General features: G+C 59.1%; 11 protein-coding genes. 5 read left to right on the top strand and 6 right to left on the bottom strand.

Going from position 1 to position 11634, the window contains the following annotated elements; all coding sequences use genetic code 11:
- Positions 1–51: 51 nt before the first annotated feature.
- Both WBB95_RS20930 and argF read right to left on the bottom strand, forming a co-directional pair.
- Positions 52–1161, bottom strand: a complete 1110-nt coding sequence (locus tag WBB95_RS20930) for an ABC transporter ATP-binding protein (protein ID WP_424489313.1) — start codon at positions 1159–1161, stop codon at positions 52–54.
- On the bottom strand, positions 1158–2078 hold the full coding sequence (gene argF, locus WBB95_RS20925) for an ornithine carbamoyltransferase (protein ID WP_424489312.1): 921 nt from the start codon (positions 2076–2078) through the stop codon (positions 1158–1160). Before argF ends, WBB95_RS20930 begins: the two co-directional genes overlap by 4 nt.
- 433 nt (positions 2079–2511) lie before the next feature.
- Between argF and WBB95_RS20920 the strand changes: the two genes are divergently transcribed.
- Complete coding sequence (locus WBB95_RS20920; RefSeq protein ID WP_424489311.1) at positions 2512–4620, top strand: molybdopterin oxidoreductase family protein; 2109 nt, start codon at positions 2512–2514, stop codon at positions 4618–4620.
- 84 nt (positions 4621–4704) lie between these two features.
- Positions 4705–5043, top strand: coding sequence for a Grx4 family monothiol glutaredoxin (grxD, locus tag WBB95_RS20915; protein ID WP_424489310.1), 339 nt, complete (start codon positions 4705–4707; stop codon positions 5041–5043).
- Positions 5044–5124: 81 nt separating this feature from the next.
- On the opposite strand, the gene bfr is transcribed toward grxD, so the two are convergent.
- Entirely contained in the window at positions 5125–5595 is a 471-nt protein-coding gene (gene bfr, locus WBB95_RS20910) for a bacterioferritin (RefSeq protein WP_424489309.1), read from the bottom strand.
- 201 nt (positions 5596–5796) lie between these two features.
- Entirely contained in the window at positions 5797–6015 is a 219-nt protein-coding gene (locus WBB95_RS20905; RefSeq protein WP_010564137.1) for a bacterioferritin-associated ferredoxin, read from the bottom strand.
- A gap of 243 nt (positions 6016–6258) precedes the next feature.
- On the opposite strand from WBB95_RS20905, the gene WBB95_RS20900 reads away from it, so the two are divergent.
- The gene (locus WBB95_RS20900; RefSeq protein WP_057724790.1) at positions 6259–6861 is read left to right on the top strand and encodes a peroxiredoxin; all 603 of its coding nucleotides are present in this window, start codon (positions 6259–6261) and stop codon (positions 6859–6861) included.
- Positions 6862–6926: 65 nt separating this feature from the next.
- On the opposite strand, the gene rnt is transcribed toward WBB95_RS20900, so the two are convergent.
- The gene (rnt, locus tag WBB95_RS20895; protein ID WP_078740972.1) at positions 6927–7598 is read right to left on the bottom strand and encodes a ribonuclease T; all 672 of its coding nucleotides are present in this window, start codon (positions 7596–7598) and stop codon (positions 6927–6929) included.
- Positions 7595–8641, bottom strand: coding sequence for a dihydroorotase (gene pyrC, locus WBB95_RS20890; RefSeq protein WP_424489308.1), 1047 nt, complete (start codon positions 8639–8641; stop codon positions 7595–7597). Before pyrC ends, rnt begins: the two co-directional genes overlap by 4 nt.
- A 156-nt stretch (positions 8642–8797) precedes the next feature.
- Between pyrC and WBB95_RS20885 the strand changes: the two genes are divergently transcribed.
- Entirely contained in the window at positions 8798–9706 is a 909-nt protein-coding gene (locus WBB95_RS20885; RefSeq protein WP_424489307.1) for a flagellar protein MotY, read from the top strand.
- Between the two features lie 129 nt (positions 9707–9835).
- A complete protein-coding gene (locus WBB95_RS20880) occupies positions 9836–11053 on the top strand; it encodes an argininosuccinate synthase (RefSeq protein WP_088422930.1) in 1218 nt (405 codons plus the stop codon).
- The last annotated feature ends 581 nt before the right edge of the window (positions 11054–11634 follow it).

Below are 11634 nucleotides of genomic sequence, written 5' to 3'. Positions count from 1 at the left end.
CTTATGGCCATCGCAGGCAAGCCAGCGCCCACATTTTTTGAGCCGATTTCGTCAGTTGGCTGGGCTGTAGCGCCGCACGCCGGAATCAGAGTGAGGAACCTGCGCCGCAACACTGCCCGAGGCCTGGAACAACACCAGATGCTCCGCCGCCACGCGAATCCCCACATCCGCCCCCACCTGATGGTCCGCATGGCTGGGGAAAATCGACTCCAGCTGTGCGCCCGTCGGCAATTGCAGGCGGTACAACGTCGAGGCGCCCAAGAAGGTCTTGCCGACGATCCTCGCTGTCAACGCGCTGTCTGGCGCATAAACGATGTCATCCGGGCGCAGCAACACATCCACCGCGCCACCCGTTGGCCACGTGTAGGCACGGTTGCCACGCAGCTCACCCAGTTCGGTGCTGACCGATTCCGGTGAGCTCAATTGCCCGCGGATGAAATAGCCTTGGCCGATAAAGCTGGCGACATAAGGCGTCTGCGGTTCGTGGTAAAGGTTGTAGGGCGTGTCCCACTGCTCAAGACGGCCTTCCTTGAAAACCCCCACCTGATCGCTCACGGCGAAGGCTTCTTCCTGATCATGGGTCACCAGGATCGCGCTGGTGCCGCGTGCCTTGAGGATCTCGCGCACCTCGTGGCTGAGCTTGCGACGCAATTCGCCATCAAGGTTGGAAAACGGTTCGTCCAACAGCAGCAGCTGCGGCTCCGGTGCCAACGCGCGGGCGAGGGCGACACGCTGTTGCTGGCCGCCGGACAGTTCGTGCGGGAAGCGCTTGCCCAGATTCTTCAAGTTGACCAGTTCCAGCAACTCGGCGACCACGCGGTCTTTGTGCGGGTGCTTGCGAATGCCGAAGGCAATGTTGTCGGCCACGCTGAGGTGGGGAAACAGGGCGTAGTCCTGAAACACCATGCCGATCCGACGTTTCTCCGGTGCGAGGGTGAACCCGGCGCTGGAGATCACTTCGCCGGCCAGGCTGATTTCACCTTCGTGCACCGGCTCAAACCCGGCGATTGCGCGTAGCGTGGTGGTTTTGCCGCAGCCCGATGAGCCCAGCAGGCAACCGATATCCCCAGCGTTGAGGTGCAGGTTGAGGTTCTGCACCACCCGTTGATCTTGATAGCCGCATGCCAGATTGCGCAGGTTCAGCAGTAATGGCTGGCTCATGCGTGGTGGTACGACGGCGGTACGAGGAATTCGAGCAGCGCTTTTTGCGCATGCAGGCGGTTTTCAGCCTGGTCCCAGGCGACCGAACGCGCGTCGTCGAGCAGGTCGAGGCTGATTTCTTCGCCACGGTGAGCGGGCAGGCAGTGCATGAACAGCACGTCTGGCGCGGCGAGGTCGAGTAGGGCACGCGTTACCTGGAACGGCGCGAACAGGGCCAGGCGCTTGGCGGTTTCTTCTTCCTGGCCCATGGATGTCCACACGTCGGTGCTTACCAGGTGCGCGCCGAGTACGGCGTCGCGCGGGTCACGCACCACGGTCACGCGGTCGCCGGCTTGTTCGAGGAAGCGTGCGTCAGGCTCGTAGCCTTCAGGGCAAGCGATGCGCAGCTGGAAGTCGAACTGGATCGCCGCTTCTATATAGCTGTTGCACATGTTGTTGCCGTCGCCGATCCAGGCCACGGTCTTGCCCTGGATCGAGCCACGGTGTTCAAGGAAGGTTTGCATGTCGGCCAGTAGCTGGCACGGGTGCAGGTCATCCGAGAGGCCGTTGATCACCGGCACACGGGAGTGAGCGGCAAATTCGGTCACGGTGCTGTGGGCAAAGGTACGGATCATCACGGCATCGAGCATGCTCGACATCACGATGGCGCTGTCGGCAATCGTCTCGCCACGGCCCAATTGAGTGTCGCGTGACGACAGGAAGATGGCTTGGCCGCCCAGTTGGATCATGCCGGCTTCGAACGACACGCGGGTGCGGGTCGACGACTTCTCGAAAATCATCCCGAGCACACGGTTTTTCAAAGGCTCGAACAGTACGCCGCGGTTACGCAGGTCTTTAAGCTCAATGCCTCGACGGATCACGCTGACCAGCTCTTCGGGCGTGCAATCCATCAGGGAGAGAAAGTGCCTTGCGCTCATCATTAACTACCTTTTTGCAACAGACCGCAGATACTCAAAGCCTTGTTTATTGTGACAACGGGCGAGACCTGCGGCGAAAGCCGCACGGGGCGACGAAATAGGGGAAGGCGCGATCTTATAATTAAATGTCGCGTCTTACCAATAGGGCTACGGTTTTTAAGGGTGTTCAAGAGGGGCGCTGTAGCGCTTTTGAAGACAATTTCCAGACGGCAGCGGCCCATTTGTACACTGGCGCAGAGACATTTTGCAATGCGCGCAGGCGGGTCCAGGCCAGACCGCGTCGGTTTCAGAGGCGTGCGCGAGGTTTTTGAAACATTTGCACACGCTTCGCCATGCCTTGGCCTATGCCGGCCGATTCACGGGGCGAACGTTACTGGTGCCCGCCCTTGGCGCAGCCCATAGTGAATCCAATGCCCCCTATAAGAGACTGGCCATGACCAAGACTCTCCACCACCGTGCCTGCCATCTGTGTGAAGCCATCTGCGGCCTGACCCTGGAAACCACTCAAGCGGACGACGGCAGCCTGGCGATTACCTCGATCAAGGGCGACCCGCTCGACACCTTCAGTCGCGGGCATATCTGCCCCAAGGCCGTGGCGCTGCAGGATATCCAGAACGACCCGGATCGCCTGCACCAACCGATGCTGCGCGTGGACAGCGAATGGCAGCCAATCGCGTGGGAAGAAGCCTTCAGCCTTGTAGCCGAGCGCCTGGCGGGCATCCAGGCCCGGCATGGGCAGAACGCGGTGGCGGTGTATCAGGGCAACCCCAGCGTGCATAACTACGGGCTGATGACCCACAGCAATTATTTTCTTGGCCAGTTGAAGACGCGCAACCGCTTCTCCGCGACCTCCGTGGACCAGTTGCCCCATCACCTCACCAGCCACTTGATGTACGGCCACGGCTTGCTGCTGCCGATCCCGGACATCGACCACACCGACTTCATGCTGATCCTCGGCGGCAACCCGCTGGCCTCCAACGGCAGCATCATGACCGTACCGGACGTGGAAAAGCGCCTCAAAGCCATCCAGGCGCGGGGCGGCAAAGTGGTGGTGGTCGACCCGCGACGCAGCGAAACGGCGGCGATGGCCGATCAACACCTGTTCGTGCGCCCGGGCGGGGACGCGGCGCTGTTGTTTGGCGTACTCAACACGCTGTTCAGCGAGCACCTGACGCGTGATAGCCACCTGCCGGTGGACGGCCTGGAGACGGTGCGCCAAGCCATCGCCGGGTTCACCGCCGACGCCATGAGCCGCCAGTGCGCGGTACCGGCCGAGCAGATCCGGCAGTTGGCGCGTGATTTTGCTGCGGCAGACAAGGCCGTTTGTTACGGGCGAATGGGGGTGTCGACCCAGGCATTCGGCACGTTATGTCATTGGTTGGTACAACTGATCAATCTGGTCACCGGCAATCTCGACCGCGTCGGCGGGGCGTTGTGCACCACGCCGGCGGTGGATTTGGTCGCCTCTACCGGCGGCGGGCATTTCAATCGCTGGCAAAGCCGGGTGTCCGGTCGGCCCGAGTACGGTGGCGAGTTGCCAGTGTCGGCACTGGCTGAAGAAATGCTCACCGAGGGCGAAGGACAAATCCGCGCACTGGTGACGGTGGCGGGCAACCCGGTGCTCTCAACGCCGAATGGTCGGCAGCTGGAGCAGGCGCTGGACGGGTTGGAGTTCATGGTCAGCATCGACCTCTACATCAACGAAACCACGCGTTATGCCGACCTGATCCTGCCGTCCACTTCAGCGCTGGAAAACGACCACTACGACACCACGTTCAATATGTTCGCGGTGCGTAACGTCACTCGCTTCAATCGCGCGATCTTGCCTAAGCCGGAGGGCGCGATGCATGACTGGGAGATTTTTGTCGGCTTGGCCAAGGCGTTTGCGGCGCAGACAGGCGTGGCGCTGAAACCGACGATGCCGCCCGCACAGATGATCGACTTTGGGCTGCGTGCGGGCACCTACGGTGATGCCTCCGAACACAAACTGTCGGTGGCAATGCTCGCCGATCATCCCCATGGCGTAGATTTGGGACCGCTGCATGCCAACCTCGCCGCTCGTTTGAAAACCGTCAACGGCCAAGTACAGGCGGCGCCCGCTGTAATCCTGGCGGACCTCGCGCGTTTCGCGGCGCAACCGATGCCGGTGGCGGACGAGCTGCTGCTGATTGGGCGCCGTCATGTGCGCAGTAATAATTCCTGGATGCACAATTATCATCGCCTGGTGAAGGGCAAGCCGCGCCACCAATTGCTGATGCATCCCGATGACCTGGCCAGCCGCCAACTGAATGATGGCCAGCGGGTGCGTGTGAGTTCGCGCATCGGCATGATCGAGGTAGAAGTGGTCGCCAGCCTGGACATGATGCCCGGTGTGGTCAGCCTGCCTCACGGTTGGGGCCATGGCCGCCCAGGCGTGCAGATGACCATCGCCAGCAGCCAGCCCGGCGCCAGTGCGAATGACCTGACCGACGAGCGGCAATTGGATGAATTGTCTGGAAACGCCGCGCTGAACGGCGTGCCGGTACAGGTGGCCGCCGCATAAGGCCCGAGCACCGCGCTGGAATTTTGCGTTACAATGCGCCACCGTGCCGACCTGTGAGTCGCAAAGTTCCAGCCGAGGTGTTCCATGGATATCATCGAAACGATCAAAGAGCAGATTGCTGCCAACACCATTCTGCTTTACATGAAGGGCGCTCCGAACGCTCCTCAGTGCGGTTTCTCCGCGAAGGCGTCCCAGGCCATCATGGCGTGTGGCGAGAAATTCGCTTACGTGGATATCCTGCAAAACCCTGAAATCCGCGCCAACCTGCCAAAGTACGCCAACTGGCCAACCTTCCCGCAACTGTGGGTAGCCGGCGAGCTGGTCGGCGGTAGCGACATCATCACTGAAATGGCAGCTGATGGTTCGTTGCAAGCGCTGGTCAAAGACGCAGCCGCCAAAGCCGCAGCCAAAACAGAAGCGTGATGCTTGTGTAAATAGGTCAGGCCATAAAAAGCCCCGCCTCTTGTGAGAGAGCGGGGCTTTTTTAGTCCTGCGCGATGTGGCTTATTCGCCCATCTGCGACTGCAGGTAGTTTTCCAGGCTGACTTTAACGATCAGGCCCTGTTGGGTTTCCAGCCAGTCGATGTGTTCTTCCTGGTCTTCGAGGATATCTTCCAGCAGTTCACGGCTGCCGAAGTCGCCCTTGGTTTCGCAGTGAGCGATGGCGGCCTTGAGGTCGCTGTGGCTCTTGCGTTCAAAGCCCAGGTCGCTGCTGATCATTTCCTGGGTGTGCTCGCCAATGTTCAGCTTGCCCAGGTCCTGCACATTCGGCAGGCCTTCCAGGAACAGGATGCGCTTGATCAGCGCGTCGGCGTCCTTCATGGCCTTGATGGATTCTTTGTATTCACGCTTGCCCAGCTTTTCCAGGCCCCAATCGTCATACATGCGCGCATGCAGAAAGTACTGATTGATCGCGACCAGTTCATTGGCAAGGATTTTATTGAGTTGCTGGATGACTGAGATGTCGCCTTTCATGACTGGGGTCCTGCCCTGTAATAGCTGTGTATAAGGCAGAGTCTGAGCGGCGAAATACCTGGTGTCAAACCTAAGTTATTGAATAATAAATGAAAATTAATCGGAATAAGAATGTTTGTGTTCCGCGTCTTGGCGCTAACTAATTGAATTACGGGCATAAAAAAACCGGACACTAAGTCCGGTTCTTTAAAACACGCCTGATTAGGCGTGTGTAAATTCTGCAGAATAGGGGAGCGCGGCCTGGGCTGTTTGCAGCTGCGTCAGGGTTTCCCGTACCACTTGCTTGGCGAGGCAGGCACATTTACCGCACTGGCTGGCAACGCCGGTGGTTTCACGCACTTCCTTGTAGCTGCAGCAACCTTCATAGATTGCTTCGCGGATTTGTCCGTCGGTGACGCCAGTGCAGAGGCAGACATACATAAGGGAGAACCGTCGCGGGTTTAAGGCTTAAGTGCGGTGGATCTTAATGTTAACGAGAATGATTGTCAAAGTAGATTCACAGGTCTTTTCGGCGTAATGCCGACGCGCTGACGAACGGTTTTTTCAGTGTATGATGGCCGGTCTTCACGAAGCGTGACTGCGTCACAGGGCTGTCGCTTATAAACGGCAGACTCGGGCCGGTCCTTTTACTTCAATCGTCACCCTTGCATCAGGAGAAACCCAATGAGCGTACTCGTCGGTAAACAAGCCCCGGATTTCGACGTTCCAGCCGTCCTCGGCAATGGCGAAATCGTCGACAGCTTCAAACTGTCTGAAGCCATCAAAGGCAAATACGGCCTGGTGTTCTTCTACCCGCTGGACTTCACCTTCGTCTGCCCGTCGGAGCTGATCGCTCTGGACCACCGCATGGACGATTTCAAGGCGCGTAACGTTGAAGTGGTCGCCGTTTCCATCGACTCCCATTTCACCCACAACGCCTGGCGCAACACCGCCATCAATGATGGCGGCATCGGCAAAGTCAAATACACCATGGCTGCCGACATGAAGCACGACATCGCCAAGGCCTACGACGTTGAGTCCGAAGGCGGCGTGGCGTTCCGTGGCGCGTTCCTGATCGACGACAAGGGCGTTGTGCGCTCGCAGATCATCAACGACCTGCCGCTGGGCCGTAACATGGAGGAGCTGATCCGTCTGGTCGACGCCCTGCAATTCCACGAAGAGCACGGCGAAGTTTGCCCTGCCAACTGGAAAAAAGGCGACAAAGGCATGACCGCTTCCACCGAAGGTGTTGCGGCTTACCTGACCGAGAACGCCGGCAAGCTGTAAGCCACGTTCGAGGCATAAAAAAACCGGCCTGTGAGGGCCGGTTTTTTTATGCGCGGGGTTTAACTTCAGTCGCCGAAGTCTTCCCAGCCGCCCATCTGCTTCCACCGGTTGACGATGCCGCAGAACAGCTCAGCGGTCTTCTCGGTGTCGTAGCGGGCCGAGTGAGCCTCACGGCCGTCAAAGTCGATACCGGCCGCCTGGCAGGCTTTCGCCAATACAGTTTGGCCGTACGCCAGGCCCGCGAGGGTGGCGGTGTCGAAGCTGGAGAACGGGTGAAACGGGTTGCGCTTCATGTCCAGGCGCGTCACGGCGGCATTCAGGAAGCCCAGGTCGAAGCTGCTGTTGTGGCCGACCAGGATCGCGCGTTTGCAGCCATTGGCCTTCAGCGCCTTGCGCACGCCACGGAAGATATCGGTCAGCGCCGCTTCTTCACTCACCGCCATGCGCAGCGGGTGATCGAGCTTGATCCCGGTGAATTCCAGGGCCGCCGCTTCGATATTCGCGCCTTCGAACGGCTCGACGCGGAAGAAATGGGTGTGTTCCGGGAACACAAAACCCTGTTCATCCATGCCGATGGTGGTCGCGGCGATTTCCAGCAGGGCGTCGGTGGCGCAATTGAAACCACCGGTTTCTACGTCGATGACGACCGGCAGATAACCGCGAAACCGCTCGGCCATCGGGTGACGGGAACCGCCACCACTGTGCTCGTGTTCGTCGTCGTAATGGTCTTCACTCACTTGCTTTCCTCCAGCAGGCGCCAGCGCAGTGTTTCACCGGCGCGCAGCGGGATAACGGTCAGCTCGCCAAACGGCAGGCTGGCAGGGGCGGTCCAATCTTCACGAACCAGGGTAATACGGTCGGTGTTCGCCGGCAGGCCGTAGAAACGCGGGCCGTTGAGGCTGGCGAAACCTTCGAGCTTGTCCAGCGCGTTGCGTTGTTCAAACGCTTCGGCGTACAGCTCGATGGCGGCATACGCGGTGTAGCAACCGGCACACCCGCACGCGGCTTCTTTGGCGTGCTGGGCGTGGGGCGCGGAGTCGGTGCCGAGGAAAAACTTCGGGCTGCCGCTGGTGGCGGCATCCAGCAAGGCCACCTGATGGGTGTTGCGCTTGAGGATCGGCAAGCAATAGAAGTGCGGCCGAATCCCGCCCACTAGCATGTGGTTGCGGTTGTAGAGCAGGTGATGCGCGGTGATGGTCGCACCGACGTTGGCCGAAGCCTCGGTGACGAACTGCACGGCGTCTGAGGTGGTGATGTGTTCAAACACCACTTTCAGCGTCGGGAACAGCTCGACCACACGGCGCATGTGCTCGTCGATGAAGATCTTTTCACGGTCGAACACGTCAACGTCGCCACGGGTGACTTCACCGTGGATCAGCAGCGGCATGCCGACTTCAGCCATGGCTTCGATCGCCGGCAGGATCTTGTCGATACTGGTCACGCCGGAGTCGGAGTTGGTGGTCGCGCCCGCCGGGTACAGCTTGGCGGCGTGCACGAAACCGGTGGCCTTGGCCTCGCGAATTTCTTCGGGCTGGGTACGGTCGGTCAGGTAGAGCACCATCAACGGTTCGAAGCGGCTGCCGGCCGGGCGCGCAGCGAGGATGCGCTGGCGATAGGCGTCGGCTTCAGCGGCATTACGCACCGGAGGTACCAGGTTAGGCATGATGATGGCGCGGCCAAACGTGCGCGCTACATCGGCCACGGTTTGGGGTAACGCAGCACCATCGCGAAGATGAATATGCCAGTCGTCGGGACGCAGCAGGGTCAGGCGGTCGGACATTGGGGATTCCAGGCGGGTCAATCTGGTGGGAATGCTACCGGAAAAGACTCTTGCAGGCACTCGCTATCAAGTTTTGCTGCAGGCGTCCGATATCCCTGGGTATGCCTTAACGACGTATGACGCTTTGAAGTGTTGTAGAAACCAGTGGAGCCTCCCGTGCGCCAGCATTATCTAGCCCTGCTCAGTGTGTTCGCCAGCCTGCCTGCGATGGCCCTCACGTTCCAGACACGTCTGGAGAACATTGAGTGGAAGGTGGAAGGCGACCAGTTCGAGTGCCGCCTGACCCAGCCGATCACCGATTTCGGCTCGGGTGAGTTCGTGCGCCGGGCCGGCGAGCAGGCGACGTTTCGCCTGAAAGCCTACAGCGGCGCGCTCGGCGCAGGCTCGGCGACCTTATTGGCGGCCGCCGCGCCGTGGCAGCCGGGGCGCGGTGACATCAACCTCGGCGCCGTGCGCGTCGGCAGTGGCGATGTGTTGTTCAACAGTTCCCAGGCCCAGGCCGGGCGGCTGTTCAGTGGCCTGCTCGAAGGGCGCAGCCCCACCGTGCGGCATTATGGGCGCGAAGGCGGCTACTCGGAAATTCGCCTGCTGCCGGTGAAATTCAACAAGGCCTACAACGACTATCAACTGTGCACGGCCAAGCTGTTGCCGATGAATTACGACCAGGTCAAACAGACCGAAGTCGGCTTCCCCGGTGGCGGCATTGAGCTGGACGCGGCGGCCAAGAAGAAGTTGGACGTGATTCTCGCGTTCATGAAAGCCGACCCCACGGTCAACCACGTCGAGTTGAATGGCCATTCGGACAACAGCGGCAACCGCCTGACCAACCGCGACGTCTCGCGCCGCCGCGCCTTGGCCGTGATGGACTATTTCAAGGCCAACGGTATCCAGGAATCACAGGTTACCCTGCGGTTCCACGGTGAAAGCTATCCGCTGGCGCCCAACACCAATGCCGCGAACCGGGCGCGCAATCGTCGCGTGAATATTCAGCTTGAACGCGTGGCTGCCCCCGAGAAACCGGCGCCCCAAGCCGCTGCACCGAGCAACCCTGCACACACATCGTAAGGTGCGGCCATCGGTCGCCCGCTCGACATAATCTGTCGCTTTATCTTCATTTGCTGTCGCGCCTCTGTAAATTCACGGTTTTGGTCGGTAGAATCGACGGCTTTCCGTACAACCCCGTGGAGTGATGGCATGGCCGACGTAAACAAGGTCGTTCTCGCGTATTCCGGCGGCCTGGACACTTCGGTGATCCTCAAGTGGCTGCAGGATACTTATAACTGTGAAGTGGTGACCTTCACCGCTGACCTGGGTCAGGGCGAAGAGGTCGAACCTGCACGTGCCAAGGCGCAAGCCATGGGCGTGAAAGAGATCTACATTGACGACCTGCGCGAAGAATTCGTCCGCGATTTCGTTTTCCCGATGTTTCGCGCCAACACCGTCTACGAAGGCGAGTACCTGCTGGGTACTTCCATCGCACGTCCGCTGATCGCCAAGCGCCTGATCGAAATCGCCAACGAAACCGGCGCTGACGCCATTTCCCATGGCGCTACCGGCAAGGGCAACGACCAGGTGCGTTTCGAACTGGGCGCCTACGCCTTGAAGCCAGGCGTAAAAGTGATTGCTCCGTGGCGCGAATGGGACCTGCTGTCCCGTGAAAAGCTGATGGACTACGCCGAAAAGCACAACATCCCGATCGAACGTCACGGCAAGAAGAAATCCCCGTACTCGATGGATGCCAACCTGCTGCATATCTCCTATGAAGGCGGCGTGCTGGAAGACACCTGGACCGAGCACGAAGAAGACATGTGGAAATGGACCGTCTCCCCGGAGAACGCTCCAGACAAGGCTCAGTACCTGGAACTGACCTACCGCAACGGCGACATCGTCGCGCTGGACGGCGTCGAAATGACCCCGGCCACCGTGCTGGCGACCCTGAACCGTATCGGCGGTGAACACGGTATCGGCCGTCTCGACATCGTCGAGAACCGTTACGTGGGCATGAAGTCCCGTGGCTGCTACGAAACCCCAGGCGGCACTATCATGCTGCGCGCTCACCGTGCGATCGAATCGATCACGCTGGACCGCGAAGTCGCTCACCTTAAAGACGAGCTGATGCCGAAGTACGCCAGCCTGATCTACACCGGCTACTGGTGGAGCCCGGAGCGTCTGATGCTGCAACAGATGATCGATGCCTCCCAGGCCCACGTGAACGGCGTTGTGCGCCTGAAGCTGTACAAGGGCAATGTGATCGTGACCGGTCGCAAATCCGATGAGTCGCTGTTCGACGCCAACATCGCCACCTTCGAAGAAGACGGCGGCGCCTACAATCAGGCGGACGCGGCAGGCTTCATCAAGTTGAACGCGCTGCGCATGCGCATCGCAGCCAACAAGGGTCGCAAGCTGTTCTGATTGATCCCTCGTTGTGAAAAATGGCCCCTTGTTCAAGGGGCCATTTTTTTTGCCTGAATAAAAACCACACGGCTTGAACAGACAGCCATGTTTAAGTTTGTCCTGCTAAATGTTTATGTTCTGTTGAAACTTAAAGTTTATGAGTTGAAGCCTTTCGCGCGGTTGAACGAATTTCTAACACCTTCCCAGGAACTATGTCTTACAGAAGTTTCACTACCTTATTACAGTGGGTCTGTAAGACGCTGAAAATTCTGTAGGAATTAAGGAAGTTTTAACGCATGTTGAATGGAACTAAAATAGTCGGATTTTTTTCACCCGTTCACTCGCCTGGCAGCGAACCGCAATGGGCATTTCCTGAAAGTCTTGTGCGCTCCGTTTACCTCGCCCCCCTTCTGCGGCGGATATTTCACTCAAAATATATATGTGTCCGGAAACTTCTGAAAGTCTCCATAAAGCCGGACACCTCCGAGTTAGTGTTTTTTTGTAGGTTAATTCCCATATCGTTGTGGGTTGGGTCTCTGCTTGCTGTTGCTTGGGGGGGAATGCTATGCCAACTATGAAACGACTAGGCTATTGTGCTT

Origin of the sequence: Pseudomonas sp., from assembly GCF_049645325.1 — a bacterium.
Classification (GTDB): domain Bacteria; phylum Pseudomonadota; class Gammaproteobacteria; order Pseudomonadales; family Pseudomonadaceae; genus Aquipseudomonas.
Note: the sequence above shows the minus strand (reverse complement) of the source record. Positions and strands in the feature narration are given on the sequence as shown.

Bases quoted from the DNA above. Each gene is read 5' to 3' on its own strand.
- WBB95_RS20930 (WP_424489313.1), bottom strand. From the start codon at position 1,161: ATGAGCCAGCCATTACTGCTGAACCTGCGCAATCTGGCATGCGGCTAT.
- argF (WP_424489312.1), bottom strand. From the start codon at position 2,078: ATGAGCGCAAGGCACTTTCTCTCCCTGATGGATTGCACGCCCGAAGAG.
- WBB95_RS20920 (WP_424489311.1), top strand. From the start codon at position 2,512: ATGACCAAGACTCTCCACCACCGTGCCTGCCATCTGTGTGAAGCCATC.
- grxD (WP_424489310.1), top strand. From the start codon at position 4,705: ATGGATATCATCGAAACGATCAAAGAGCAGATTGCTGCCAACACCATT.
- bfr (WP_424489309.1), bottom strand. From the start codon at position 5,595: ATGAAAGGCGACATCTCAGTCATCCAGCAACTCAATAAAATCCTTGCC.
- WBB95_RS20905 (WP_010564137.1), bottom strand. From the start codon at position 6,015: ATGTATGTCTGCCTCTGCACTGGCGTCACCGACGGACAAATCCGCGAA.
- WBB95_RS20900 (WP_057724790.1), top strand. From the start codon at position 6,259: ATGAGCGTACTCGTCGGTAAACAAGCCCCGGATTTCGACGTTCCAGCC.
- pyrC (WP_424489308.1), bottom strand. From the start codon at position 8,641: ATGTCCGACCGCCTGACCCTGCTGCGTCCCGACGACTGGCATATTCAT.
- WBB95_RS20880 (WP_088422930.1), top strand. From the start codon at position 9,836: ATGGCCGACGTAAACAAGGTCGTTCTCGCGTATTCCGGCGGCCTGGAC.